Origin of the sequence: Methylacidiphilum kamchatkense Kam1 (assembly GCF_007475525.1) — a bacterium.
Classification (GTDB): Bacteria; Verrucomicrobiota; Verrucomicrobiia; order Methylacidiphilales; family Methylacidiphilaceae; genus Methylacidiphilum; species Methylacidiphilum kamchatkense.
This window is the reverse complement of the sequence record NZ_CP037899.1, coordinates 1,681,866-1,708,358: the sequence shown is the minus strand read 5'-3', so window position 1 is coordinate 1,708,358 and position 26,493 is coordinate 1,681,866. Positions and strand designations below refer to the sequence as shown.

Annotated in this window: 23 protein-coding genes; 12 read left to right on the top strand and 11 right to left on the bottom strand. The window is 36.8% G+C overall.

The window, feature by feature from the left end:
- Nucleotides 1-51 precede the first annotated feature (51 nt).
- Nucleotides 52-312, top strand: a complete 261-nt coding sequence (locus kam1_RS07930; protein ID WP_039721034.1) for a hypothetical protein — start codon at nt 52-54, stop codon at nt 310-312.
- Nucleotides 313-365: 53 nt separating this feature from the next.
- Here kam1_RS07930 and kam1_RS07925 read toward each other — a convergent pair whose 3' ends face one another.
- The 3 genes from kam1_RS07925 to kam1_RS07915 all read right to left on the bottom strand — a co-directional run bounded on the left by kam1_RS07925 (nt 366) and on the right by kam1_RS07915 (nt 5,126).
- Nucleotides 366-1,193: a tetratricopeptide repeat protein gene (locus tag kam1_RS07925; RefSeq protein WP_052250438.1), complete on the bottom strand. Its 828-nt coding sequence runs from the start codon at nt 1,191-1,193 to the stop codon at nt 366-368.
- Between the two features lie 33 nt (nt 1,194-1,226).
- Entirely contained in the window at nt 1,227-2,792 is a 1,566-nt protein-coding gene (locus tag kam1_RS07920; RefSeq protein ID WP_143958364.1) for a GNA1162 family protein, read from the bottom strand.
- A gap of 1,413 nt (nt 2,793-4,205) precedes the next feature.
- A complete protein-coding gene (locus tag kam1_RS07915; RefSeq protein WP_039721036.1) occupies nt 4,206-5,126 on the bottom strand; it encodes a DUF2971 domain-containing protein in 921 nt (306 codons plus the stop codon).
- Nucleotides 5,127-5,541: 415 nt separating this feature from the next.
- Between kam1_RS07915 and kam1_RS07910 the strand changes: the two genes are divergently transcribed.
- The gene (locus kam1_RS07910) at nt 5,542-6,525 is read left to right on the top strand and encodes a DUF6607 family protein (RefSeq protein ID WP_039721037.1); all 984 of its coding nucleotides are present in this window, start codon (nt 5,542-5,544) and stop codon (nt 6,523-6,525) included.
- 178 nt (nt 6,526-6,703) lie between these two features.
- A complete protein-coding gene (gene cynS, locus kam1_RS07905) occupies nt 6,704-7,144 on the top strand; it encodes a cyanase (protein WP_039721038.1) in 441 nt (146 codons plus the stop codon).
- Between the two features lie 66 nt (nt 7,145-7,210).
- On the opposite strand, the gene kam1_RS07900 is transcribed toward cynS, so the two are convergent.
- The 4 genes from kam1_RS07900 to kam1_RS07885 form a co-directional block, all read right to left on the bottom strand.
- Complete coding sequence (locus kam1_RS07900) at nt 7,211-8,641, bottom strand: amidase (RefSeq protein WP_039721096.1); 1,431 nt, start codon at nt 8,639-8,641, stop codon at nt 7,211-7,213.
- A 435-nt stretch (nt 8,642-9,076) separates the two neighbouring features.
- Complete coding sequence (locus kam1_RS07895) at nt 9,077-9,565, bottom strand: hypothetical protein (protein ID WP_200885773.1); 489 nt, start codon at nt 9,563-9,565, stop codon at nt 9,077-9,079.
- Nucleotides 9,566-9,671: 106 nt separating this feature from the next.
- A complete protein-coding gene (locus tag kam1_RS07890; RefSeq protein WP_039721040.1) occupies nt 9,672-10,244 on the bottom strand; it encodes an FkbM family methyltransferase in 573 nt (190 codons plus the stop codon).
- Nucleotides 10,189-10,443 (bottom strand): hypothetical protein, encoded by a 255-nt coding sequence (locus kam1_RS07885; protein WP_143958363.1) that lies wholly within the window; start codon nt 10,441-10,443, stop codon nt 10,189-10,191. The genes kam1_RS07890 and kam1_RS07885 overlap by 56 nt, the downstream gene beginning before the upstream one ends.
- Before the next feature lie 350 nt (nt 10,444-10,793).
- Between kam1_RS07885 and kam1_RS07880 the strand changes: the two genes are divergently transcribed.
- From kam1_RS07880 to kam1_RS07865, 4 genes are all read left to right on the top strand, one after another.
- Nucleotides 10,794-11,540, top strand: a complete 747-nt coding sequence (locus kam1_RS07880) for a hypothetical protein (protein ID WP_143958362.1) — start codon at nt 10,794-10,796, stop codon at nt 11,538-11,540.
- Between the two features lie 14 nt (nt 11,541-11,554).
- On the top strand, nt 11,555-14,719 hold the full coding sequence (locus kam1_RS07875; protein WP_039721043.1) for a PD-(D/E)XK nuclease family protein: 3,165 nt from the start codon (nt 11,555-11,557) through the stop codon (nt 14,717-14,719).
- Entirely contained in the window at nt 14,712-15,188 is a 477-nt protein-coding gene (locus tag kam1_RS07870) for an FtsK/SpoIIIE domain-containing protein (RefSeq protein WP_039721044.1), read from the top strand. Before kam1_RS07875 ends, kam1_RS07870 begins: the two co-directional genes overlap by 8 nt.
- Before the next feature lie 309 nt (nt 15,189-15,497).
- Nucleotides 15,498-16,034, top strand: a complete 537-nt coding sequence (locus kam1_RS07865) for a cupin domain-containing protein (protein WP_052250439.1) — start codon at nt 15,498-15,500, stop codon at nt 16,032-16,034.
- A gap of 36 nt (nt 16,035-16,070) precedes the next feature.
- On the opposite strand, the gene kam1_RS07860 is transcribed toward kam1_RS07865, so the two are convergent.
- Nucleotides 16,071-16,664 carry an energy transducer TonB gene (locus kam1_RS07860; protein WP_143958361.1) on the bottom strand — a complete coding sequence of 198 codons (594 nt, stop codon included), beginning with the start codon at nt 16,662-16,664 and terminating at the stop codon, nt 16,071-16,073.
- Nucleotides 16,665-17,170: 506 nt separating this feature from the next.
- The gene (locus kam1_RS07855) at nt 17,171-18,211 is read right to left on the bottom strand and encodes a lipase family protein (RefSeq protein ID WP_039721046.1); all 1,041 of its coding nucleotides are present in this window, start codon (nt 18,209-18,211) and stop codon (nt 17,171-17,173) included.
- A 139-nt stretch (nt 18,212-18,350) separates the two neighbouring features.
- Between kam1_RS07855 and kam1_RS07850 the strand changes: the two genes are divergently transcribed.
- The 3 genes from kam1_RS07850 to kam1_RS07840 all read left to right on the top strand — a co-directional run bounded on the left by kam1_RS07850 (nt 18,351) and on the right by kam1_RS07840 (nt 22,846).
- On the top strand, nt 18,351-19,676 hold the full coding sequence (locus tag kam1_RS07850; protein WP_039721047.1) for an NAD(P)/FAD-dependent oxidoreductase: 1,326 nt from the start codon (nt 18,351-18,353) through the stop codon (nt 19,674-19,676).
- A 1,108-nt stretch (nt 19,677-20,784) separates the two neighbouring features.
- Nucleotides 20,785-22,191, top strand: a complete 1,407-nt coding sequence (locus kam1_RS07845; protein WP_143958360.1) for a TolC family protein — start codon at nt 20,785-20,787, stop codon at nt 22,189-22,191.
- Nucleotides 22,192-22,273: 82 nt separating this feature from the next.
- Complete coding sequence (locus tag kam1_RS07840) at nt 22,274-22,846, top strand: putative colanic acid biosynthesis acetyltransferase (protein ID WP_039722308.1); 573 nt, start codon at nt 22,274-22,276, stop codon at nt 22,844-22,846.
- Nucleotides 22,847-23,262: 416 nt separating this feature from the next.
- Here kam1_RS07840 and kam1_RS07835 read toward each other — a convergent pair whose 3' ends face one another.
- Both kam1_RS07835 and kam1_RS11300 read right to left on the bottom strand, forming a co-directional pair.
- Complete coding sequence (locus kam1_RS07835; RefSeq protein WP_039722310.1) at nt 23,263-23,577, bottom strand: class I SAM-dependent methyltransferase; 315 nt, start codon at nt 23,575-23,577, stop codon at nt 23,263-23,265.
- A 939-nt stretch (nt 23,578-24,516) separates the two neighbouring features.
- On the bottom strand, nt 24,517-24,690 hold the full coding sequence (locus kam1_RS11300) for a glycosyltransferase 61 family protein (RefSeq protein ID WP_079254308.1): 174 nt from the start codon (nt 24,688-24,690) through the stop codon (nt 24,517-24,519).
- Nucleotides 24,691-25,810: 1,120 nt separating this feature from the next.
- Between kam1_RS11300 and kam1_RS07825 the strand changes: the two genes are divergently transcribed.
- Both kam1_RS07825 and kam1_RS07820 read left to right on the top strand, forming a co-directional pair.
- A complete protein-coding gene (locus tag kam1_RS07825) occupies nt 25,811-26,128 on the top strand; it encodes a hypothetical protein (protein WP_039722312.1) in 318 nt (105 codons plus the stop codon).
- A 2-nt stretch (nt 26,129-26,130) separates the two neighbouring features.
- Nucleotides 26,131-26,490: a hypothetical protein gene (locus kam1_RS07820; protein ID WP_039722313.1), complete on the top strand. Its 360-nt coding sequence runs from the start codon at nt 26,131-26,133 to the stop codon at nt 26,488-26,490.
- Nucleotides 26,491-26,493: the final 3 nt, after the last annotated feature.

Sequence of the window (26,493 nt, the reverse complement as noted above, 5' to 3'; positions counted from 1 at the left end):
AAAAAAATGGATCTATTATTTAACAATTTAATCACTATATTTTAAAGATAAGTGAACAACAAAGTGCTATTATTGACTTTTTTTCTTCTGATCCTCATTCCTAGCGCTGCATTAGCGGTACTTGTAAAGACACCAAAAGGGTATCGACTGACGATCTTACCGATTAAAGGTGGTCAAGAACTAGTTGAAGATCAACATGTGCCTGTTGGTAAAGTCACGATTGGAGAACTCAAAGAAGTCGTTTATGGAAAAAGTAAAAACGAGAAAAATATTCAGAAGACTAAACCTCGTTCTAGGAAAACAAAAAAGTAATTGTAGTGAAGCTTCTTACTCAGTCTCGTTTTAGGAGTAAAAAGGTTTTTTAGTTATTTTGCCTTTTGATGCGCTATTTCTTTAATTTTCTGTTCAGCTTTCGTCTTTTCTGCTACGTTCTTGGTTTTTTCATAAATTTTTGCTAAGTTCCACCAGGCTTCCATATAATCAGGTCTAAGCTCAATAGCTTTGCGCAAAGATTCAATGGCTTTGTGATAGTCTTTCTTTTCTCCATAGGCGGTTCCAAGATTACACCAGGATTCAGCGAGTTCTGGCTTAAGTCTGATTGCTTTTTTTAACGCTTTGATTGCCTGGGAATACTGGCCTAGTTCAATATAGCAAGCCCCTAAATTGGACCAAGCCTTTGCTAAATCTGGTTGACCTGCTAAGGCATGCTTGAAAGCTTCGGTTGCTTCTGCATACTGTCCTACATAGGCATAACAAGTTCCAAGATTACACCATGCCTTCGCAAAGTCTTTTTTAAGATGGATCGCTTTTTTATACGCTTCGATCGCCCGAGAATAATGACCGAGGTTTTCGTAGGCAATGCCAAGGAAAAAATAGGCGGCCGCTTCAGAAGGAAAAGCTGCAATCCATTGTTTTGAAAACACCAGGAGACCTTTCCAGTCTTTTCGCTGTTCTAACTGGATTGCATTTGTAAAGAAGTGAAGCTGCTTTTCTTGGAAAGCCTTGCCTTTGAGGATTAAGGGTTTATCGGATGGTCTTAATTTGCTTTGGGAAAAGGAAATGGGGGTAGTATTATCGCTGGGCTGCTGAGAATAACTTTCTTGTTGTGTCTTTGGGTTTTGGGCATGGCTTGCTTCTAGAATAGGAAAGAAAAACAAAAGCCATAAATAATAACGCTTCAGCAAAAGTTTCATGAAGTGATTGGATAGGAGACGCATTTTTCAGAATTAGTTGGTACCCACCGTCTTTTGTGACATGGAGGAGGGGAGACGAGCAGCGATTTCTCGGCATACTTCATCTTCTGCTCTTCGAAAGGTCACATCCCTGATTAAAAGAGCTGTGGTAAGAGAAGAAATAGCAATGTCGAGAGGATCAAATGCTGGGGCAAAAGAGGATTCCGTACGGCTTCCAGATACCTCCACTAAGGTTTTGGAAGATTTAGTAGAGACAAACTGTACGGAAAGCCCAACCCTACATGCGGCATACATTAAAGAATAAATCGACATCATTGAGGAAACCTTTCCATAAATAACACAATCGACTCCAAGCCAGTCTCCAATCGTAATGGGATCGGTTGCTAGCATATCAGAAAGCTTTTTCCATCCATGAGCTTTTAAAATAGAATCCGTTAGTTCAATACTTTGAATGGCTAAGTCTCTCTGGGCAAGATAACAGGCTACTCCCCTCCGTAAACGATTCGCGATCGTCCAGCGAAGCTGTTCTCTTTTTTCTTTGGATCGAAAAGACAAGGGAATGCCATTAAGAATGAATTTGCCTTTGGTTGCCTCTTCAACGAATGGCAGCAGCGCAAATGTTTTAGGTTGTTCTATTGCTAGCAGGGGAGAAACAATACGCTGGAACCGAGAAGGATCCATTTCAAGGACATAATCCATGGTTTTTTTCTTACTATGAGCGACAAATTGTTTTTCCTCTAGGAAAAATCGTTGAGGCTCTAGCTTTTTTTCATTGGCTGCCCAGGCTTTGGGAGGTTTTATAAAATCCCTTTCTGAAAGGCTAGTGGAAAGAGAGGCCTCGATAGGAGTATCGGGTGCTTTGGAGGGGATAGCTTTAGGAGCAGACTCAGTAGCATCTCCAAAGACTGGATAGGCCTTTCTTGGAGAGAGGGGAATTCTTAAGACAAGCTCTCGACAAGCTTCATCTTCAGCTCTTTTTAAGTTGATGTCTCTTAAGCTTGTTAAGGTCAAAACAGAAGAGATGCCTATGTCCACAGGATCAAACCTAGGGTTAATATCTAAGAGGTTTCTATTGACACGGCCGCTAAAAAGGACTTTCCCTGTCTTTGAAGAAATGATCTGTATGGAAAGTACAACCCGAATGCCACTACCCATGACCATATAAAATCTCTGATATGGAAAGACTTCTCCATAGACTAGCGCATCGGCTCCCAGCCACTTACCAAGGACTTCAGGCTTGATGGATTGAAGAGAGACTTCCGTCCTAATGTTTTTTGTCTGAAGTACGTGGTCAATTTTAGATAGGGGAACGACCTCAAATTCCCTTGAGGCAAGAAACCCATAAAACACTCTTCTTACTCTTTGAGCAATAGTCCATCTCCAGCTTTCTAATTTGTCCTTATCCCTATTATCTATTTTAACCCCATTGATAGAAAATTTCCCGCTTCCTTTTTCAAGGAAAGGCAAGACGGCAATTGTCTGAGGAGCGTTCTGCTCGTAGTCTGGAGCAATTTGGATTTTGCAGGCACCAGGATCAGCTTCAATGAGATAGTCATACCAGTGTTTTTTGCCATGCGAAGTTAAGCCTTCTTCTTGCAAAAAAAGCGGCTGATCCTCTGCTTCGGTTGGTGCTAAGGGGAGTGTTGAGTGGAAGAGGAACTTGTTTTGGGTTGGAGGCTTGTTGAAAAAAAAAGATTACTACCGTAGGCAAACAAGGAGGATAGATGCCCTGCGCTAAAAAAAGGGAAAAGAACTAATAGGAAGTAGGCAAAAGGAAGTCGACCAAACAATTGCAAAATCAATTTCTCCATTTTTTAAACTTAAATGAGAGAAAAATAGTAAAAAAAATAGAAAAGAGCTAGTACCTTTCTTTTGAGAGAACGGTTTTTACCAGTACACCACTACTTAGGGTTCTATTCCGTTAGAGAGAATCTTTAAAGCTTAACTCTTTGAGAGGTGTTCCTTCTCTTCAGCCATCATCTTTTCTTTACTTAAACCTCATATATCCTAAGAAAGTCTCTTAGAGAGAGGCTCTCTTAAGACTAAGCAGGAGGTTTCTTCAGATAGTTAAAGGTTTGGGTGATCCTATTTTCTTCTTTTAGAAAAGTTTCGTGGTGCATGAAAGTGGTTAAATAGCCCGAGATTTGAAAGAAAAATTTGTTTATCAATAGCTCATTTTGTCTTTTGGTATTCTATATCTATCTTTTAAAGCCTTAGATCAAAAAGGTCTGGAAGAATTATTTTTAATTTAGAAAAGCTCAATCCATCTCTGTACAGGAATAAGCAAGGAAGCATTTTGCGCCTCCGTGTCGCAATCCAGCAACAATATATTGCAAACTAAGACATTGAAAAGCTAGAGTTGGGGTATTAATCAGCTGGATCGGACTGGTTTATCCCGGTTTACTACCTTATCAGGAGGGTAGATTTGTTTTATCAAAGGAATCATAAGAAAGAGGAGGTTAAAGTTTGAGAATAAAATGAGTTATCCTCATTTTCTATGACCTATGAATCTTCTCTTTGGTGATTGTAGTTTATTTTTTTATTGGGTTTATATGGTCTCTAATTGCGGTAGCCAAGTATGATGAATAATCTATTGAATAATCTGTTTTGCTGTGTGCTGGAAAAATAGGACCCTAAACAAATTAGCTGGGGAAAACACCTTTGTTGTGTGCGATATTGAGGGAGCAGAAATTTTTTCTTCTGGCTTCTTACAGAAGTTCCCTTCTTCTTGCTACCTATATTTGTGTGGAAACACATCCTTCAGGAAGCTTCTTGATTATCGAAGTTGGTCAAAAACTTTTGGAAGGGTTCAGTAAAAGCCATAACCTTTTAAGGATTAAGTCCGAACCAAGGACTCTAGGGAAGTGGAAAAGGATTGGTAATAGAAAGCTAGATGCACCAGTTCTTTTTAGAGCAGGAGAAGGAAAAAAACGGTTTCAACAGTTTTGGTTGTGCAGAAACCAAAAAACTTGAATGGGTCTTTTATGAAGAGAACATTTTTTAATCTTTAACTTATTGAAATTCCAAACCGAATCTTCCATGTTCTTTTTTTGCCGTATATATTCTTGCATCTGGGAAATTGGATCGTGTCCTTTCTTTTATTTGTTCAGCAATATCCTGATTTAATCCTAATCCAAGATAAATAGCTTTTATAGACGATTGGGTAATCGGACATTTCACAAGGAACCATTTTTGTATTTGTTCTTGTGTTAACCTAGCAATATCAGCTGCTGCGAAATTAGTTCCTGGATCGTTTCCACTCCACCTTATTCTCCATTCGTTTTCTTTTTCCCAAACTTTTGATTTTGCCTTTTCCATTTTCTTATAATGCCTATCTAGTTCTGTTTCTTGTCGTTCTTGTTGCCACCCACTATTAATCTGATGTTCTTGTCTGTAAAACTGGTAGAACATCTCAGCGGTTATGAGACTCATATCATCTACGTAGTCTATTTGAACCCAGCAAGATAAATTGATGGGAGTACCTGTATATTGCGTGTGCAATTTTTTTACGTCTTTTTCTAATGGATCGGTATTAAATTCGATAGCGACACCCCGATGGCCTCTTCCATAATGTCCCCACATGTACAAATTATCTACTGGACGAACTCCATCTTTTTCTGCACTAGTAGAAAAAAGGAATAGCTGCCTTTTTAGGGATAAAAGGAATTCATCTATTTCGTTTAGAAAACGTTGCCAATTGCTTTCTAGAATACAACGCGAAAACCAATCTATGTCTTCAGGATGTTGTGCTCTGACATGCTGGAGTAGAGCTTGGTAATTTTTTTCAAAGTCTGTTTCAAAAACTAAATAGGGATCAAATGGATCGTTCATTAAATAGTTGTGTATAAAGGTTATCTCCTTTTTTTCTACGACTTCTAATGCATATTTGGGCTCTCCATAGAACCTTATTACACTGGTTGGAATATCCTTCATATGCTTCTAAGATATTGAACAAAAAAGACTTTTTCAAAAGGGTTTTAGTTGTTCTTTGAAACACTCGAACAAGTGATTAAAAAAAAGAATTAAGTTTTTTGCTTAGCTTAATTGCCAGTAAAGTTCTTTTTATCCAATGTCCAAACGAAGGTGTATTAGGATAGCTGAAGGAAAAAATAAGAGCGATTTGCTTCACTAGGGCTTTGTTTTTAGCAAGGGAGAAGAAATGCAGTGAATGCGTGATCAATCCATAGTCTAAGACGGGTTCTATCTAGCAAGCCTTTAGGAAAGAGTTTTTGGAATAAGAGTTTTTTATTCTGAATGAGGAACAATAACAGTGTGAATGGATTGAGTAAAAAATCTAAAGATAATTCTATCCTTGGATAATCCATAAGATTTGGTGTTATCATTCCTTATGCAAAAATGGTTTTTTTTACTTGTTACTCTCCTTGGCATTGTGGCCTTCTCGGTAGTAATTGCCTTTGGACTCTCTACAGAGGAGAGACTTGCTACTGATCGAAAAGCCATACTTTCTATGGCTGGAAATTGGAAAGTCAGCTATCGATTTAACGAGCTTTATCCATTACATCCAGGCTATACCCTTCATCCTCCATACGATATCAAAGGGTATGAAAAAGTAATCGTTATTGAAGAGAAGCCTAAGCATATTAGCCTACAACATTTACTGGTTGATTCTAGCCATAGAGTCATTAAGCATTGGAGGCAGGATTGGGATTATGAAAGAGAGGCTTTTTGGGTATATACAGGCAGTAACAGTTGGAAGACAGTAAACCTTAATCCACAGGAGGTGAAAGATTGTTGGACGCAAACTGTCTGGAGTGTTGATGATTCTCCGCGATATGCTGGTTATGGCCATTGGAACCATACAGAGAGTTATTCGGAATGGATATCAAACAAGTTGGTGAGACCGCTGCCTCGAAGAGAATTATCAAGGCGATCTGACTATAATGTGATGGAATCGGTCATGCACCAGATTGTTTTTCAAGGTGGCTGGCTTATTCAAGAGGATAACGAAAAGTGGATAAAGGGACCATCGAATAATTATGCACTTGTTAAGGAACTAGGAATAATTTCATATCGTTCAGAAAACAAGTTAGACTTCTCTGCCGCTCTTTCTTATATGAAAAAAACAGAAAAGTTTTGGAGTAGTGTTAGAACTGTGTGGGAACAGATATTAGGTAAGTATCAAGAAATAAAATATAAGGGAAAAGGGGAAGGGAAAAAACTGGCAGAAGAGCTCTTTGCGGAAGCTGAAAAGCTTGGTTCTACACATAAGACCGACGAACAATTGCATGATTTGATTACTAAGATTATTGAAAGTCATTTTATTTTGGTACCAAAGGGCAAAGAACAGAACGCTTCTTCTTTTGGTCAATAAATTAATTTTTGCTTTGCAATGGAAGATCTTGAAGGATATGGAGTTTTAGAGATTCTAAAGGAGAGAAATGATTTTTAATTTCAAGTAGCTGAAAAGAGGACAGGTCTTTTTTAAGGTTTTGACACCATCTAATGGATACAGAAGATAAAACAGAAAAAAGTAGTAAGAAGGGTTTTTTATGAATCGAGATTGGATCAGAGAGAAAATATTAGCAGCAAAAGAGAAAAAAAAGCTTTCGTGGGAAGAACTTTCTAAACAAACAGGAATCTCAGAAGTGTTTTTGGTTGCCGTTTGTCTTGGGAAAGCTGTTCCCAAAAAAGAACAAGCAGATTGCTTATGCAATGTTCTAGCTCTAGAGCCTGAAATTTCCGAATACTTACAGAAACCAGTTGATAGAAGTTGGGACAAACAAATACCCAATGATCCAGTCCTTTATCGTTTTTATGAAGCTTTTGGAGTATATGGTGAAGCTATTCGAGAACTCATTTGGGAAAAATTTGGAGATGGCATCATGAGTGCTGTTGACATGGAAATTTCCTTAGAAAAAGTTGAGTCTTCTGCTGGACCGCGGATAAAACTCATACTGAATGGAAAGTTCCTTCCCTATAAGAAATGGTAACAAATAGCCTTTTTCGTTTTTTATAAAAAGAAGATTTCTTCTAAAAGCTTTTTATACCTCGTCCTTTTACGTAGACAATGCTATTGGAGGCCATTTATCTTGCCATGGGCAAGCCTTTTGGAAGGCATAAGCTGCTCTTAGTGTCGTGAAATCATCCAAATGTCTTCCAGCAATCTGAAGACCTACAGGAACGTTTTTTGATGTCCAACCTGCAGGGACAGCAGCTGCGGGCTGTCCAGTCATGTTCATAATGTAAGTAAAAGGAATCCAAGAAAGGAGTGGATCAGCCCTTTCCCCATCAATGATGTCTGGTCCCTGAAAATAGAGAGGAAAGGGAGGAACAGCAGTAACAGGGGTTAGAAAAAGATCATACTGTTCCATAAGCTTACTCATCTCAAAAATCACTTTTCTTCGTATTTTCAATGCTTGAGAAAAGTCTTCAGGCTTAAAACTGCGTTCTAGAAATCTTGTGATGTGACTACTGATTTTCTGGCTGTTTTCACTCACCGCTTTCTTTAGCACTGGCAAATCTGCTCCAAAATATACTAAAGTAGAGAAAGCTTCTGAAGGATCCGGCCAGCCGGGATCCACTTCCTCAATTTTACATCCAAGATCCGTTTCAAAAAGTTCGATTGATTTTGTAACGATTTGTTTTACTTCAGGGTCTATGCGGGCATACCCAAGATCAAGGCTGAAGGCTACCTTTAAACCTTTGAGATCTTCTTTTAAACAGTCATTCCAGCAAAATTCTGCTTTAGGGAGTGAATAAGGATCAGAAGGATCAGGCCCAGAGAGAACGGACAAAAAAAGCACAGCGTCTTCTACTGTTCGACTAAGAGGACCAGCGTGAGAAAATAATTCCCAGTGCTCTAAATCTCTTCCTTTCCCGATAGGCCATGGCAGTCTACCTCTGGAGGGCTTGTAACCGAAAATTCCACAGAAAGAAGCTGGAATACGAATGGATCCTCCACCGTCGCTGCCTAAGGAGAGTGGACAAAGACCGGTGGCAACAGCAGCTGCGGATCCTGAACTAGAACCGCCAGAAGTGTATTCCAAATTCCATGGATTGCGAGTCGCTGGAAAAATCGGATTGTGGCTTGTCGCGCTAAAGCCAAATTCAGGCATGTTTGTTTTGCCAAGGATAAGTGCTTTGGCTTCTTTTAGTCTTTTAACAAGTAGATGGTCTTCTTTAGCTATATAATCTTTTAAAAGATAAGAACCAAAGGTCGAAGGCAAAGAAACAGTGTCAAAATGATCTTTGATGGCTATTGGAATGCCAAACAGAGGAGAAAGCGTATCACCATGAAGAATCTCTTTTTCGAGTGCTTTTGCTTTTTCTTTGGCAGCATCTATCGATAGACATGTAAAGGCATGAATAAGTGGATCGATATTCTTAATTCTTTCGGCATATGTGTCGACAAGTTCAACCGGTGAGAGCTCTTTTTGCTTGATCAATTGGCTAAGCTCAGTCGCACTTTTTTTCCAAAGCTCTTTCATGAATTCTTCCTTTTTGAATGTATATTCAAAAATCAACGCTTCGCAAAGAGGCCGTTTTACGACTTAGCAAAGAGTAGCTTGCCTTTACTTCGCTTTCCAAAGCATAGGTCATTAAACCTTCTTTTTATTCAGTGATACCGTTCATGGAAAACTGGAGCATAGAACAGATCGCCTCTTGCACCGCTAGTTTGCTTTCTTTACGAGGGATGGAAGACTAAATATAGAAAAGCAGGGAGAAGGTTTTTGCTAAGCATTCTTAGTTTTAAATATTAGATGTGAGGATAACCATTTAGTAAGGTCTAAGTTCAGATTTTAGTGATGCTGTGATTGTGATAGCTAGGAATGATAGAGAGGATTTTTATATCAATCGAGCGTTTTATTGCCTATTTTTCAGAAATATTTCAAAAATATTTATATATATTCCTTTTAGAAATCTTAAGATTGTCCTTTTTTCTCCCAGGCTTGTGCATCCTTTTCATAGGGAGAGTTAGCATAACCATTAGGGAGCAAAGATTGAAGGTAATTTTGAAGATAAGATTCAATACTGCCAGCTTGTTCGAATTGATAGACATGGCGACATTCATGAGCTAACAGCTTTTCTGAAAAGTTATTATTACGAATAAAAATTGTATAACCAAGGGCTAAACCAATCATTGAAGGAAAAGAGAGTCCATAGCTTTGAGCTATTTCTAAAAGTTGAGGGTCTTCAGGATGAGGGATCTGATCAACAAAAACGATCCGGATCCTTTCAGGATATCGGACTCCCACTTTTTTTGCCACTATAAGCTCAGAATCAGAAAGTAGGCGTCCTTCTTTTGCTTGTTCTTCTACAACTTTCTTTGCCCAAGAAATCCCACGAGCTATAAGATTATTAATCATTGCGCTGAAAAAATCATTGAATCCATTAGTCATTTCAAGATGCAATTGTATGTTCTTTCTGTTGTCTAAATCTAAGTATAAGAGTTGTTGGAAAAAATTTTGAAAAATTCAAGGGATTGGACGGAGAAACACATAGAAATCCAGATTTTTCCTAAAAAGACAAAAATTCGCCAAAACGGGATTCCTCTCCATCTGTATTCCCATGATATTCCACAACTGCTTCTTTTATTTTCCACAACACATTCGATTCATAAAGATCTTTGACAATCTCCCATTCAGCTCCCTCAACATCTAGTTTTAAGAAATCTACCCCTTCTCCAATCCATTCAGAAAGTCGCCGAATTGAAATTGGTATGGAAGGCTTGCTTCCAACTGAAGGTTTTCCCATTTTGCCTAATACTGGATTATTATTAGGGTAAAACTCTCCAACCCCGTTTTTATTTCCTAAGGCACAATCGTTCACTTGAACGTTAGCAAGGTAATTTTCAGAAATGTTTCTTTTTAGAATACAGGCAAGCTCAGGATCAGCTTCAAAGGCTTCTATTGAAGCTTCTGGATAAAGACTCTTAAAAAAGAAAGTCGCCATGCCAATATTGGCTCCACAGTCAAAGATTCGTGGATTTGGCTTTGTCGACCGAAATTCGTAGATACGATTAAAAAATATTTCTCTAATTAGGGGGGTAGGGACTAGGAGCATATCGATAATGGATTTTCCATTTTCCAAGCTTTAGAATACCTTCTTTTTTTTTCTTTTGAACGTCAGTCAATCCAAACCAAATCGAATCAACTAAAAGAGAGCTTTTAGAAACTCCAGGCAATGGCCTTGACTTGTAAAGATTTAACACCGCGGCAATTTTTTGTTCTATACTTTTGAAAAGAGATGGATTCTTGTCTAAATATTTATCCTCTGGGTTTGGATTCATTTTTCCTATCTTTAGGCCATTCTACTTTTAATGTTCTTAGGATTTTATGTAATCATACTCTTTTATGAGTCTTAGACTTCCGTAAAGCCTTTATTGATTTTGTTCAAAAGTATAAAAGCAGCCTAAGTTACATGTAGTGTTATAAACTCAATATAATAAAATTTCAAAAAGATCTTCGAACTAAAATGAACAGGTTAGAAGATTTAAAGAAAATTAAGGAATATTCTTTTCCCTTTTAATTTTTGTGAATGATCCAGAAATGTGGGGTTAGAAAATCTGAAACAAAAAAAAATTATGCTCGACTTTGAAAGAACTTAGTGTTCAAAATATGGAGTTTAGGGTTGAGAAAAATGGGTAAAGTTTCAAAAGAAAAGAAAAAAAAGACTTCTTTTGATATAAGAGAAAGCTTACTTAAGCGTCTGGAGAAAGCAAAAGAAAGTGGTTTATCGAAAAGCCAGCTTCTTCCTAAAAAGGATAGTTCAGAGGATTACAAAAATCAACTGAACCAACTGATCCAGGAAAATAAGGTCATTAATTTTTCTGAAAGATATTATTTATCTGACTATGCGCCTAATGTGGAAAAGATCGCTGGCAAAATTGAAAAAACCTTAGAATCTTTTTTCCCTGCTGATGAAAAGCCTATTGAATACAAGCCCATTTCTGCAACCCAATTGTACAAGAAATGCTCAAATTGTCCTAAAAGTCTTTTTCAAGAGACATTAGACTGTTTAATCGCCGATGGTCTTCTGATTCCCTTAAGGATAGGCAAAACAAGGTATTATTTGCCTATGGCTCTTTTTTGTAAAGAAGAAAAAAAGGACACTTCTTCTATTAATCCAAGAAAGATTTATAAAGCTTATGAGGAGCTCCTGAAGGAAAATAAGTTTAATAACTTCTCTCATGTTGCTATTGCTTCTTTGCAGAAAAAATCAGGTGTTGATCTAAAGAGCCTTCACGAATGGCTTCTAGAACAGAGTAGGAAGGGTTTAGCCCATCTTTTTGAAGGAGACTGGGCTTTGGCTTCTGAAGAAGAAAAAGAGGCAGTGTTGCAGTATGCAGGCAATAGATTTTTGAGAGTTAAACTTGAGCAATCTTAAAACTTAAAAAGAAGATGAATCCTTTTGAAGAACAAATTGTTAAAGATCCAAGAGTTCTTCCAGATCCTCCTCTTAGTGGATTAAATGAAAGACCCTTAATATTTCTTCTCAAAAAATTCGAAGAGCTAGGTCAAAAAAAAGAACTTCCCAAAGCCTATCTGTTATCTTCACCCGAAGCTGGTTTTGGCAAGACCTATCTTATTGGAAGATTGTTTCAAGAGCTTAAGGGCAAAGCAACTCTCATTTATTTTTATGCGATTATTGATCCTCATCGATTTTGGATAAATATCTTCGATAGGATTCTTACTGAGCTTTCTCGGCCTGAAGAATTTATAAATAAGGGAAATAACCGATCCTATACACAATTTGAAATTTATACTAGCCGCATTATCGGCAATCTCTTGGCTGATCTTATAAATGATAAATTGATTGAACCACAGGAGCTTATTCAGAAGAGTCTTGTCAGAAGAGTTTCCAACGAGTTCGAAGTTGTAGAAGCTTTAAGAAATGCACCCAATCAAAAGGCTGATTTTTCTAATCCTTCTGAAAAATGGATTCAATGGATGCAAGCATCCTATTGGGATTCTTTAGCTCATTGTTGCGAAAATGCTTTATACAAAAGAGGCATCGATATTGGAGAGCTATATAAGCTTATCCCTCTGTTTTGGATCTTTTTCTGGTATTCTGCCAACCATGACCAGCGCCATAGGGAGAAGTGTATAGAATGGCTAACTGGAGAAAGTTTGGAGGAAGAAGATGCAAAAGAAATTGGCCTTCCAACAAAATATATTAAATCTCTGGATTCAACTGTTGATGATCGAAATGATTTATGCTGGCAGCGGGTTTGTCAATTTTGTAACCTTGCATCTTTTGCACGCCCTTTTGTTTTCTGTTTTGATCAAACTGAACGTTATGGAGAGGATGAGTCGTTATGTAGGCAATTTGGATCTGTGATTGGTTCTCTTGTTAATGAATGCAAGAATCATCTAACTATTCTTACGACAAATTCCTATGATTGGGAGATAAGACATAGAAATTATATTCATAAGGCCAATCTAGATAGGATTGCTTATGAAAAACAGTTAGAGTTAGAAGGCTTGAACAGAGACCAAGCCATAGAACTTATCAAGCAAAGGATGAGAAGATATCCTATTGAAGAAAGCAAATATAGAAAGCTTCTTGAAGAATTACCTTCGTTTTTTTCTTCCCAAACAAAAGTAGGAATTAGAAAGTTTCTTCAATGGGCTGAGCAAAGATTAAAAGATGAACCAAACAGAGACGATGGACCAAAAGGAAACGATGAGTTAGAAAAGATTTTTAATGAAGAGAAGAAGAAGTTTCTTTCTGGTCAGGTTATATTTCAACCTGATCTTTTTCTTGAGGCGATTCAATCAGCTCTTTTTGGGAAAAAAGAATCAGTCCAGCAGATAAAACATGATTACTATTCGGTTTGTTGGCAAAATGAAGGTCATCAGATTACTATTTATTTTGGTTGTGATAAAAGTGACAATTGGAAACGCTGGGGCGCAATTGCTAAGAAGACTCTTGAACTATTTCATTCTTTTCAAGCCGAACGTAGACGGTTTTTGGGTGTATTCCTTAGATCCCCCGAATTAAAGGAAATTCCAGGGAAAAATTGGAAGGCTACTAAAGAAAAAGAAACAATCGATAAAGCCAAAAAAGAAGGTCGTTTGCGCATAGAAGCTTTTGATAAGGATAAAACGGCTGAATTCTATGCCCTGGCTATACTTTATCGTAATGCTATTTCTAGGGATATCACCTATTCGAAAGAAGAAGTAGAAGAATTTGTCTCAAAGAAGCTTTCTTCATGGATTGATTCATTAGTCGCATCATCATCTCCTCCACCACAAATCACTCCACTACCACAACCACCTCTTCCTACTCTTACTAATGGAATAGAGGTTACTGTAAGCTGGATTATAGACAAGATTTCGAGCAATGAGTCATTAGGGCCTGAAAAACAACCAGACTCCAATCTAGGTGATTATTTTCATAAGATAATCGCTGACATCAGCAAGGAAGCAAAAGCATCACATTTCATTCGTCCGGATGAGTTGCTAAAAAGGCTTAAAGAAATAATACAAGATAAAATAAAAGGTGATATTAGAGCCAAAGGCGATTTAAAGAAAGAAGAAAAACGATTTTTGGAAGAAGCTTTATATGCTTTTTATAAGGGCTTGCCCGAAGAACTGGCTCGATGCGATAACCGAATAGATCATCTTTTTTGGGAAATTGAAAAGGATATCTATGCCGATTATGTCAAAAAAGACAGTAAAAAAATAAAAATTATTGGAAGAATTGATCGATTAAGTAAAACGACAGCCAATGCTATCGAGTTAGTTGATTACAAAATATCAAGATATGAACCATCTACTGAGAATATTGATGAAAAAGATAAACTTCAGCTTGCTCTATATTCCTGGATGTTAAAACAGTCCGGTCAGGAGCCGACTCGAATAAGCCTTGCTTATTTTCATCCCAATAGAAAAGTCATCGAACTGAATAAAAATGAGCTAGAAAGGCTTTTTAATTTAAAAATAGTTACAGTCCTGGAAAGAATAGCTATCAACGGGAATGAGCCTTACAAGAATTACATAGAGAAATTAAACGAATTTTTTTCTAAGAATAAAATCGATGCTAAAGTGAGTGAATCTAAAACTGCTCCGCAATTCATTCGATTTTTTGTTGAAAAAGATGTAACGGTAAAGTTAACGAATATCGTAAATAGAAAGAAAGACATTCAGTTACATCTTGGGCTAGATGTTCCTCCATTTATCGATGCGGATAAAAATTATGTAAAGATCGATGTAGCCCTCCCTCAAATAGATTGCATAGTTCCTTGGAAAGAAGCATTAAAAGAACTTAAAGGAGATCTTGCATTTCCAATTGGCAAAACGATTGATTTAGAACAATCCGAATGGGTTATCGGTGATTTTACTGATAGCAATTTTCCTCATCTATTAGTAGCTGGAACCACGGGAAGCGGGAAAAGCCAATTTTTGAAGTCGCTCATCGGAGCCATTCTTTCTAAATATCCAAAAAAAGCTAGGGTCTTTTTAATTGATTTTAAAGGGACTGATTTTCTTCCCCTAAAAAGCATAAACAGCCATGAGGAAGCTGAGAATTTGTTGAAACAGGCAGTTCAAGCAAATGAATGATCGGAATGAAAGATTAAAGAAGGAAGGATTTAAAGATCTTACTAGCATGTATATGGCAGGGAAAGAAAACATTCCATATTGGATAATTGTGATGGATGAGTATGCAGATATGATCACAGGACTGAAAGGCGGTAGCAAATCTAAAAAAGAGTTTGAAAGTCATATTCAGCGAATTGCTCAGAAGGGAAGAAGTGCTGGGATTCATCTTGTCATTTCTACTCAAAGTCCTAGGAAAGAAATCGTTTCAGGACTGATCAGACAATGTTTGCCTGGAAAAATCTCTTTTAGAGTAACTGATGATACAGAGTCCTTGCTTATTCTTGATAAAAGCGGTGCGGAGCAGCTCAGGGGTAAAGGAGATCTGCTTTGTAATTTTCAACACGGAAGACTTTTGAGAGCCCAATCTGCTTTTATTACTGATGAAGAATGGAGAAGAGTTGTCCTAACAAGCCCAATGGCTAGCTTATAAAAGCAATACTTCTAAAAAAATAAGCAAAAGCAAATTTGGAAATAAGATGTCATTTAAACTCGATTCCTCTTTATAATTTTTCTCTCTGTTTAGAACGTATTGCCTTCTAAAAGTGAATTTCTTTTCGTGGGATATATTCTTTGGGTTTAGGATAGCCGCTTTGCTTTTTGGAAATTAATAAGAGAGGATAGAGAAAAGAAAAAAACTTCTCTAATTTTCAGGCATTCAAGGTTATGTTTATTTTTTATAGAGGTTAAAGCCCGAATTAAGCAACAAGTGGTTCTTGCTTCTTCAAAGTTGAGTAGAAGTATGCACAGAATAAAGCCTGATGAAATACTCTTGACCGCTTATGAAGGGTTCCCTAATAGCCCTTTCCCAGTTCTTCATTATCAAGGGGTTTTAAAGGAATTTGAAAAAAAACCTTCTGCCGTTGAAGAACTTTTCTATTCGCATCATTGGCAAGGATCTTGGGTAAATGGAATTTATTCGTTTGATCATTTTCATTCGACCACACACGAAGTGCTTGCGGTAGTTAGTGGACAAGCCAAGGTTAGATTGGGTGGTCCTAGAGGCAAGGGAATAGAATTGAGTGTAGGAGACGTAGTGGTGATTCCTGCTGGAGTAGCGCATGCGCGGCTTTGGGCTAGTTTGGGTTTTCTTGTGGTTGGAGCTTATCCAGAAGGCCGGTCATGGGACCTGCGTCGTGGAGATCCAAAAGAACTGCCGATTGTTTTGGATAATTTAGCTCGAGTAGCTCTTCCTAAGACTGATCCGGTTTATGGTGCAGATGGCCCTCTGGTTGAAATTTGGAAGCACATTCTTGAAAGAGACGAAAATAAAGAATGAACATAATAAGTTCATCTGTTGTTTGTGAGCTATGAATTAAGAGACTAAAGAGGGAGAGTCGTTTTCTTCTTCTAATTCAAAGATGATTTCTTCGAGAAAAACTTTTTTAAGTCCCTCTGGGAATTGCCAGTGGGTCTCTACCCAATATTTCGCTGTCTGGTCCAAAAGAGAATAACCTGAAGATTTTACAATCGTTGAAGCAATCACTTTTCCATTATGCACGGTAATTCGAAGGACCACTTTACCCTGCATATGATTTAACCGAGCCAATAAAGGATAGGGAGGAACAGGAAGATGGTAAGAAACTAGACCACGGCTTCCGTTTAGCTCTTTGGTATTCGAAAAATCAATGGGAGCAGCTAGCCTTTCTTCTTTCTTACTCTTTTTAGGAGAAGCACTAGTGTATTTTCCAAGATCTTTTGATACTAGGCTAGAAGAAGGATGCGTGGTGTTCCCATCTGTTTTTATGGGTGTAATTGGTTGAGGTGGATCTTGTGGTTTTGTCTGTTCTGCGAAAGAGTGGGGAAGGGAAGAGGAAGGTTGATCAACAAGAGCAATGGCAACCTCCTCATCCTTTCTTAATAATGCTTGTGGAATAGGTTTCTCTTTTTTTCTTGTGAAAATCTGCAATCAAGCAGAAGCCCATGGATACCAAATGCAAGGATGAGACAAAATAAGAAAGTATAGTTTTTGTTGCCAGAAGAGAGTGTATCTTGCGAAGAGCTTTGTTGAAAGAGTATCGTCTTCATGCTTAAAACATGAACCAAGAAGGTCTTCCTGGAACCTATATAAAGGCCTTTTAGCTGTTAAAAGATGGTCAAAAAACCTGGAATCTAAAGGGAAAAAAGACCAGGAGAAGGATTATGGAAAGGTTTTAGTGGGATTAGAAAATTAGGTCAAAAAAAGATAAAAATGAGAGAATCTGAAATTGAGATCAGTGGGATTGAAAGAGATGAGAATTGATTAACAACGATGGTTAGCTTTGCAGTTTTCTTTATCGAAAACCATTGATCGATCCGATCCTGGCCTAACGGAAGATTAGATTAAGAATTTGGGATTCATCTAAGGATCTCTGGACTATCCTTTCTTTGAGCTCTTGTCAGCAATCTTCTGTAAAGTCAAAAGGTTTTATGGGTTTAAAGCTGATTTTTCATTAACTTATAATACATAGGGATGCTGTGTTGATAGAAAGGGTTCTCACAATCTTTACCTGAACAAGGAGAGCCAATAAGGGTAATTGGAGTGGCTGCGGGGGTGAAAAAGAATGATTGGACGACCGGCAATTGAATATCGGTAGGCAGAAGAGATTCTAGAGGCTTTAGAATGGTATTGATTAAATTGAGGGTTTTAATTTGAATTTTAGTTAAAAGAGCAGAGATAAGGCGGTCGTAATTGTTCCCAAGCTCTTTGATCCCAAGCTGTGAAAGCATAAAATCGATATGAGGCATAGATTTTAAGCTGTTTTTCTCTAAGGGATGCAGAGGATCTGATGGCGTTGGATTATTGACGTCAGATAAAAGCTCGAAAGTGAAAGGCAGCTGAGGAACCCAATCCAATGAATTGATCATGCGAAAAGCCATTCCCTTGTTGCTGAACAGGTGATCAAAGTCGTAGGCATAAAAATCATTACCAGGTTTAGGCTGAGCGAAAACATAGCTTTTGTACTTGTGGGATAGGTTGGTGGGCTGATAGTGCAAATAGGATCGAATGAGGGTTGCAACGGCTGCTCCTTGACTATGTCCGGTGATGTAAATTGGAGAGCCAGAAGGAACACTCTTTCGTAGCTGATTCACTATGCCTTTTTCTGGATGAAGAAGCAGGAGGAGGGCTCCAATAGCAAATCCGGCATGAACAGCAGCTTGAGGATGAGAAGCGAATTGATAGACAATGCATTGATGTTTATAATCAAGTTGGGCATCTGATTGAATTAGAAAAGAAAGAAGGTCCTCTAGAATGCTCCCAAAACTTAGAATGGTCCCTCGAATAACAATGGCATAAGTATCTGTGGATGTCTTTTTCCATAACTTCCATCTTTCATTAAAAGGAGAAAATTCTAATGAATCAAAGATCAATTGCCACTCTGACAGATTATTAGGGATTGGAGTCTGTTCAATCTCAGCGCATAAAGAGGCAAGCCCTAAAGCTTCTTCAAGGTTAAATCCCTCCTTAAATGCCATAAGTGATTGTCTGTTTGGTAAAGAACAATCTCTGTCTAGAAAAGTTGAATGTCAATTATTTTTAGAATTCCAATGAGTATTGTAGAATGTAGTATCCAATAAAGTAGATGAAGAGGAGTTCAACCATTAGTCATTGTTTATGTCCGTTGTCATTCGAAGCAAAAATCCTTTTCAATCGCTTATTCTTCCCTTTAAGACTACTCCGTACTGGTGGGAAACCGTTGAGCCTCTAAAAGTAGACAATAAAGAGATCCCTAACCAAATGGATGTAGCGATCGTTGGCAGTGGTTATACGGGCTTATGGGCATCGATTATTTTAAAAGAACAAGGAGTCGATGTTCATGTTTTTGAAGCCAAAGAACTTGGATATGGAGCTTCTACACGCAATGCTGGGTTTGTGGGAGCTGGATACAAACTGGGAGTGAGCAAGCTATTTAAAATTTTTGGGAAAGACAGGGCTGTGGAACTTTTCAATATTTCTTTGAAGGCAAGAGAAGATATTGAAGAAACGATTCGAAAAGAAAACATTGATTGTGGTTTCGTTGTTCCCGGTCACCTTGTAGTCGCATGGAAGCCAGTGCATCTTGCTAACCTAGAAAAAACAGCGGAACTGTTGGAGAAGTACTTTTCTCTAAAAACTAGACTCTTGGACAAATCTTCCCTATCGGCTTGTATGGAGACGGCCCTCTATCATGGTGGACTTTTTTTACCTGAGGGAGCACTACTGAATCCCGCACGCTATTATCAGGGTGTGCTAGCGCTAGCAATTAAAAAAGGAGTCGATTTTCATCCGCAGACCGAGGTGCAACAGATAGAACAGAAAGGAGGAAAATTTGAAGTCACTTTTTCTGGGAACAAAAGAACCCTTGCTAGAGAAGTGCTTATGGCTACTAATGGGTATACAAGTTCTTCTTTCCCTGAAATTCAAAGACGGATTATTCCACTACCGAGTACAATTGTATTGACTGAACCTATAGATAAAAATCTGTTAGAAAAACTGGTTCATACAAAATCCGCTGTCTATGATACGAAAAACTTTCTTTATTACTTCCGATTTTTAGATGATGGAAAGCTACTTTTTGGCGGTAGAACACAATTAAATTTTAAGAGTTCAATCATAGACGCTTCAAAAGAACTTCGTCGTTCCATATCTATGGTATTTCCAGCACTTAAAGAAATTAAAATTTGGAACGTTTGGGAAGGAAAAGTCGGCTTTACTTTTGATCATTTGCCTCATTATGGCAGATTACTAAACGGCATCCATTATTGTCTTGGGTATTGCGGTCATGGAGTTGCCCTATCTAGCTATCTAGGCAAACTTACTGCGTATTATCTTTTAAACGATCCCAGAGGACAAAGCTCATTGTTAACTCTTCCTTTTAAGAAAGAGTTTTTTTACACGGCTCATCCATGGTTCCTTCCGATGGTAGGGTTGTGGTATAGATTAAAAGACATTCTTTTTTGACTGTTATAACAACATCCTTTGCTCAAGCTAAGCTAGCACAAAAGAGTGGTATGCTTTGTTATAAGCATGAAAGCAAAACTAGCTTCTTGGTTCTCCCCACAAAAAAAGGAAATCCAAATATAAAAAACAGCGAAAATATATATCCTTGCTATATTCGATCCGTGCTCAATCGAGTTTTATAAATCGTTCTTTCGACTGTGTCTTTGAAAGGCCTCCATTCGTCAAGTAGGAAGGGTTCTATTACAGATTGTTGGTCTAAGAACTAAGAATGGAAAAGGCTTTTTGAAAAGAGAACATTGCATTTATGTTGCTAGAGTAATGGAAGAAAAAAGAGCTATTCTTTGCTAAGTTAAAATCCATTGTTTTTTTTTCAAGTGATAATGCAAAGACTTGGTTCTTCTCTTTACTATTTCAGTAAGAACATTGAATATCAAGTCATGAGGAAAGGACTTGTTAAAAGTTTATGCTCAATAAAGTTATTTCTTATTTTTTCTTTAGTTATCTTTTTGATTTCTTAAGAAAAGGCATAGGTATGGAGGCAGAATTGGTAGGAGAGATGCCAGTCCGAAATAGAAAAAGCTTAGATCCAGTCCAAAGGTATTGAATATCTTTACAAAGTAATGAGTGTTAGACTAAAACAGTGAAGTGGAAAAAAACGAATAATTTAAAAAACATAAGAAAGTAACGGGTCTTTTGTGTAACTAAAAACCGGCAAATTATTCGTATCCCAATCGAAGGGTATGTTTAAAAAAAATAGAAAATAAGGAAGAATCTTTTGAAAAATTAAAACTAGTGGATAGGAAAATTAATTTTTTTACAACTCAAGTGTTGACCAATGTGTGATTCAAAACAATTTGGCAAATTGGATCAAAAAAGGAAATGCCCTGCTGATAGTCCTTATGAGAAAATAGAAGGAATGAGATTGGTAATGTTGATCCTGTTTTAGAACTAGCAACGGTTGGCTTTTGGGCTAAAGTGACAGGTAATTTTTCAAAGAAGATTGATGCTCGAATTGTAATTCAATTAAATGAATGATCTCTTAAGAGAAAAATAGCTTCGCCTGTTGCATGATTGTTGAATTAGACACAAAGAAAAAACGAAGGTAAAAATGAAAAGAAAGATTTTTGTTTTTTCCCAATTTTTCTTTTTCTTCTTCGTTCTTACTCTATTGGCCCAGCAAACCTCAAATCAACTGTCTCAAAGTTCATCACCGGCTCTCTTTTATAGTGTAAAAAAACCAGTGGAACTCATTTATCCTAAACAGCTTTCTGTAAACAGACAGAAGACTTGGACTCTAGAAGAGGTCATTCAGAGGGCCTTAGATGCGAATCCCGAAGTGGTAGCTGCTCGTAAAGCGATAGAACAACAAGAAGGGATCAAGATGCAGTTTAAGGCTAAGCTTTATCCTCATGGCGGATTGGTCTACCGGGCTCAAAGGGAGCAAAGCTCTTTGCTGATGTTTTTGCCTACTATCGAGGCTTATCCCTTAACAAGGACAAGTTGGCTTGGTGCTGTACAGATTAAGCAAACCATTCTTAATGTGGAGTCGGTAAAACTGGCTCGTCAACAAAAGGAGCTTGTTGAAAAAGCGATTTGGCAGGCTATGGATATGGCACTAAAGACTACAGCACAGGTAAAGGAAGCTTTTTATTTAACCCTCTTTCGCCAGGAGGTGGTAGATATTCGAGAAGAATTAACGGAGGCAAGTAAAGCGATTGCCGATTATACCATGAAAATGTACAAGGCTGGAGAACTCCCGCAGTATCAAGCTTTGAGTGCACAAGCTGAATATTCCACTGCCCAAGGCGATCTTGCTCAAGCTAGATATCAATATGTGAAGGCTCGAGAACAGCTCCGGATGATCCTGAATTTGCCAAGTGGATCAGAGAACGATCCTTTATATCTTTCTGGAGAAAGCAAGATCGTTCCTTTTGATGTCCCTTATGAGGAGGCTTTAAAAATAGCTTTACAAAAAAGGACAGATCTCAATGCTGCGCTGCATGGGCTCTATGCCGCTCACGCAGCTGTTGCTGCAGCCCAGGCAAGTTATTATCCTAATCTTGATGCTCTTCTTCAGTACGAAAACATCAGCAATGTATACATTCTTTATCCAAAATGGGGATGGACAGCTGGAGTCCAAGGGCAATGGAATTTTTTTGATATTATGGAAAACAATGGAAAGATAAAGGCGCAAAAGGCCTTGGAAGATATTGCACAGGTAAAAGTGACCCAGCTTAAAGTGGATATTCCTGCAGAATTAAGAGAGCTGTATCAACAGCTGAAAAGATCGAAAGAATCTTTTGCTTTTCAAGAAAATGCGGTCAATGATGCCGAAAAAGGTTTTTATCAAGCAAGAAGATTATTTGAAAGTGGGGAAACCAACTGGGTCCAGGCTGTTCTTGCTAGGCAAGCTTTGCTTAAAGCAAAAATTGGGTATGCGGAAGCTAAATATAATTACAATGCGGCTCTTGCAAGGTTAGAATATGCTGTGGGTGGACAATTGCCTAGGGAATAAAATGAGATGAAGTGATGAGGATTATTAGAAAGGGGAAAAGCAATCTCAAGATTTCTAATACTCTCTTTACATAGACTAAGAGATGGAAGAAGAGAATAGTAATACTTATCAGAGGCTTGATCTTTTCCAGTTACCAGTTGGATTTAGAGGAAGGCCTGCTTGGTTGGTTCAGCTTTGGTGGATAGTGCAAGACACTTTATTTAGATTATCTCCTCAATTTCTTTATGGCTGGAGAAGGTTTCTATTAAAGCTGTTTGGAGCAGAAATTGGTAAATGTGTTTTAATAAGACCTTCTGTTCAGATAACCTATCCTTGGAAAGTGAAAATTGGGGACTATTCTTGGATAGGAGACAATGTTGTTTTATATAGTCTTGGAGAAATTGAGATAGGAGAACATGTTGTTATTTCTCAACGATCTTATCTTTGCACAGGGAATCATCGTTATGACAAGATTACATTTGATATAGAAGCTAAAAAAATTGTGATTGAAAAAGAGGTATGGATCTGCACGGATGTTTTTATTGGACCTGGAGTTCGAATTGGACGCGGTACGGTTATTGGAGCAAGAAGCTCAGTGTTTAAGGATTTACCTTCAGGAATGATTTGTCATGGGAACCCCGCCAAACCAATAAGATCGAGACAACCACAAGAATAATTAAGTGGTAGTTTTTTTCCTTGCAAAGACAAAAAGATTAACTGCTAACCAACGGGGAGATATTTTATTATAGATTATTCCTAATCGATATAGAAATTTGTTGAAGAGAAGATATGCAGGTTCAGGATTATGTCCCAAAACGATCCCTTCAAAATGGTACTTTTTTAGTAAATGATTGAGTTTTGATATGGTATTGGCTCGGTAAAATGTAGGATAGCTATCTAATTCCTTTTCTTTAAAATGAACGATGTTTCTAATCGTTTTGTGGTAGCGATTGAGAATAAGGTTTGAGCATAATCGAAAATAACTCAATAAATTGGGCGTTCGAAAACAAATATATCCTTCAGATCGTACAACTCGAAAACATTCTTCAAAAAAAATAGTCAGGTTTTCTAGATGTTCTAATACCCAGTCAGCTACAAGAAGATAGAATTATCTTCAAGAGGCCATGGCTTGTTATCTTCAATAAGTCGAAATTCATCAATGAGAAGATTATCTCTAGCATCTGGATCTATATCTAAGCCAATAACACGCTTACAATGCCCACGAAGATTATAAAGCTCTTTTCTATAAGGATTAGAGTCAAATGCGCTATCTCCCTTTCCACATCCAATGTCAGCGATAATAAAATGAGGTTCAATAAGGGCATGGATGCGAGTGTAAAATAAGATTGTACCATCAATCTGAGTAAATCCACCAAATTGAACTTCTGGATAGAAATGTTGGATCATTGTTTTATTTTTACCAGAAATAAAAAGGCATTTAAGTTTTTTTTCTCATCATCAAGATTTAATACTTGACTAATAAAATCCAAAAAAATAATTGGCCAATTGGGTGTTTCTAAATTGAATAAGAACCAGTTTTGTAAATTCTATGGAATTAAACATATGTTTTCTTTCAGAAATGCAAATGAAAATTCCTCTTTTAAAGTAGATATTATCAGATTGCATAACTCATGTTTTAGGAAAAAGTTGATTGTGTTTTTTTAAATTTAGCACTATAGGTATATTTTTTTGTAAAAACCCATGGTTCTAGGACCGATAACCGCAAAGCAGTGAGGATTTGACGGACCCGAGCTTGATTGTTTGCCAGCAGTCAAACTTCTCTGCCATCTTTACGATGTAATCGCGGGGAAAGAAGATACATAAAATAGCACTACTTTTTATTTTAGTATTAGTCGATGGAAAAATGATTATTTAAATAAACAAGTTATTCACAATGTAGCAAAACATCGTTCTCACAATCTCCTTCGATACTCTGCAGCATTCGTCAAAATGGACAATTTTCAACAAAAATTGGCTATACATGGATTATGCAAGAATTATGCTCGATTACCTAAATATTAGTTACTTTTATACATTTGGCCTTGGATTGTCTTTGCCTTCATATTTGAAAAGAATCATCTAATTTCCTTCTGAGATACATATTAGATAATTTCAATTAATGTTGTTCTTAAAAAGTGTGGATTTACATCCATATCTTCATATTGTGGATTTCTTCCCTTATATGGCTGATAAGAAACTGCTTCTATTCTCCAATATTTCAAATTACATTGATTGGCCAAGTTTTCATAAAAAAACTATTCGATAGTATAGAATGTCCTACTTTAAGAACTGCTGTCACTGGAAAACAAAATACTGTATTGCATAAAGCAGCTCCAAAAGCATCAATCACAATATCACATCAGAAAAAATCTTTGCTTGTTCAGATATTGAATATATCTCAGGTGAGATGACTTCAATTTCAAATTCTGCTAATAATGGCAACAAATCCTTTTCATTAATTATTCTTCGACGTTTGCAATATTGCCTGGATAAATAGATCCTTTTTATTATACTAGTTATAGAGAAACTTCCAAGAAAAAACGCCTGATTCCTTTACATATCCATCTAGGAGTATTTTCAGCTCCCCACCAATAATAAGGAGTAATATATAAATGTTCTATTTTAGCATGGAAAGATGGAGTTAGGGTCAAAAGTTTTTCTATTGTAATATTAACTACGGTTATGGTCTCCTTTAGAAATGGTAGACTAATTTTGTTTATAATAATAGTAACAAAATCTTCCTATCCATATTTTTCTTTGATATATACAAACTTTGAAACTACTTCGAAAAGCCAATGCCCATAATTTTCAGCCAAAATGGGATGTGTAAATATAGCAATAGCTTTTCTTAATCTTATTTTTAATATTGGAAGCTTCCAATAAAGAAATATTCTGTGTTCGTATCTGTTTACATAAGGTTATGGTGGCGTCAAAACAACTAATACATCATCAGAGGAACTCATCACAACTCCTTTATCGAGACATATTCTTGCATTATTGAGTATAGCAATATAAAAGGGATATACATATTATTATAGCATTGACTATTAGCATTATCTAAAAGATCTGTATCACAGATATTACTTATGTCATAAATGATCTGAGCAATATCTGTATTATTTTTTAGAAAAATAGGTGTAGATAAAACCGCTCTTTTTGGTGGACAAAACAGCTCTGAACTAATAGGAAATTTATGGATGACACGGGCTATTCCTAATAATAAATATCTAAATATGTTATAGTAGATTCTCAAAATAATGATGCGAATTGTAGGAAAATAGGTATTAATCAAGAATCTGAGTTTTCTTTTTATATTCATTGATTGTTTATGAATAAAGATGGATATTTAAAGCCTATTCGCGCATGGAAGTGTAAAATAAAATATTCAATATTTGTAGCATCCTTCTAAGATATATCAATCACTTTTGATGGGATAGTTTGGCAAGATCACTATATTTTCCAGAAGAATTTGGTACGAAGAGTGGAATTTCTTTGATTATTCTGATACTATGTCTGCTAATAAACCGATAAATATGTCTTAAGAGAAATCATTAGTTACGATTGTGTAGTAGATCTGGAATTTTTAACTTTAGAATCTATTTCTAGGCTTGTAAAATATGTTGAAGAAGGAGGAGTGCTAGTGATTCTAGAAAGCACCGGTAGAAAATGTGTAGAACTCCCAGATGAAGATTGGGTTTTAATTAAAAAATATGGTTTTACTCCTCCTATCGGAAACGACATTTATTATTACAAAAAAGGAATTACTGTTCCAGGTGATATTTTTAATGAAGAAAAGCCATTTGAAGTATATTCCATTGGAAAAGCAGCGCCACAAAAGGATTCTAAAACGCTAGCTGTTGAAGTAGCCAATAAAAATGTTCCTCTTATTAGTATAAAACCTTTTTGGAAAGGTAAAGATATTATTATAATGGCAGATTATATTGTCCCGCCAAGGTAAGTATGAATGGAGGAATAGAATCTTATCCTATTTTAAAAGATATAGCAACTTATTGTGGAGTGAAGAGTTATTATGAATCTGATAATCCCTATTTATGGATAAATCTTTTAAAGAAAAAAAAATCAGAGGACACTTTTTATTGTTTCATTGGAAGGCTTATGGAATGGGTTTATGATAAAAATCAGAAAGATATAGGTAGAGTGAAGATACATTTTCTTCCACATGCAAAATATCAACTAACGGAACTTATTTCACAAAAACAGATAGGTATTTTATATTCAGATATTTTGAGTGAAAAAGGCATTAATATGAGATTAAATTTAAAGGAAGTAGCCATTGTTAGGCTAAAAAAAATAAAATAGATA

What these genes read in the sequence shown, in the direction of transcription:
- kam1_RS07865 (WP_052250439.1), top strand. Translation starts at nt 15,498, where the DNA reads ATGCACAGAATAAAGCCTGATGAAATACTCTTGACCGCTTATGAAGGG.
- kam1_RS07870 (WP_039721044.1), top strand. Translation starts at nt 14,712, where the DNA reads ATGAATGATCGGAATGAAAGATTAAAGAAGGAAGGATTTAAAGATCTT.
- kam1_RS07835 (WP_039722310.1), bottom strand. Translation starts at nt 23,577, where the DNA reads ATGATCCAACATTTCTATCCAGAAGTTCAATTTGGTGGATTTACTCAG.
- kam1_RS07925 (WP_052250438.1), bottom strand. Translation starts at nt 1,193, where the DNA reads ATGAAACTTTTGCTGAAGCGTTATTATTTATGGCTTTTGTTTTTCTTT.
- kam1_RS07855 (WP_039721046.1), bottom strand. Translation starts at nt 18,211, where the DNA reads ATGGCATTTAAGGAGGGATTTAACCTTGAAGAAGCTTTAGGGCTTGCC.
- kam1_RS07910 (WP_039721037.1), top strand. Translation starts at nt 5,542, where the DNA reads ATGCAAAAATGGTTTTTTTTACTTGTTACTCTCCTTGGCATTGTGGCC.
- kam1_RS07845 (WP_143958360.1), top strand. Translation starts at nt 20,785, where the DNA reads ATGAAAAGAAAGATTTTTGTTTTTTCCCAATTTTTCTTTTTCTTCTTC.
- cynS (WP_039721038.1), top strand. Translation starts at nt 6,704, where the DNA reads ATGAATCGAGATTGGATCAGAGAGAAAATATTAGCAGCAAAAGAGAAA.
- kam1_RS07820 (WP_039722313.1), top strand. Translation starts at nt 26,131, where the DNA reads ATGAATGGAGGAATAGAATCTTATCCTATTTTAAAAGATATAGCAACT.
- kam1_RS07915 (WP_039721036.1), bottom strand. Translation starts at nt 5,126, where the DNA reads ATGAAGGATATTCCAACCAGTGTAATAAGGTTCTATGGAGAGCCCAAA.
- kam1_RS07850 (WP_039721047.1), top strand. Translation starts at nt 18,351, where the DNA reads ATGTCCGTTGTCATTCGAAGCAAAAATCCTTTTCAATCGCTTATTCTT.
- kam1_RS07885 (WP_143958363.1), bottom strand. Translation starts at nt 10,443, where the DNA reads ATGAATCCAAACCCAGAGGATAAATATTTAGACAAGAATCCATCTCTT.
- kam1_RS07900 (WP_039721096.1), bottom strand. Translation starts at nt 8,641, where the DNA reads ATGAAAGAGCTTTGGAAAAAAAGTGCGACTGAGCTTAGCCAATTGATC.
- kam1_RS07880 (WP_143958362.1), top strand. Translation starts at nt 10,794, where the DNA reads ATGGGTAAAGTTTCAAAAGAAAAGAAAAAAAAGACTTCTTTTGATATA.
- kam1_RS07840 (WP_039722308.1), top strand. Translation starts at nt 22,274, where the DNA reads ATGGAAGAAGAGAATAGTAATACTTATCAGAGGCTTGATCTTTTCCAG.
- kam1_RS07875 (WP_039721043.1), top strand. Translation starts at nt 11,555, where the DNA reads ATGAATCCTTTTGAAGAACAAATTGTTAAAGATCCAAGAGTTCTTCCA.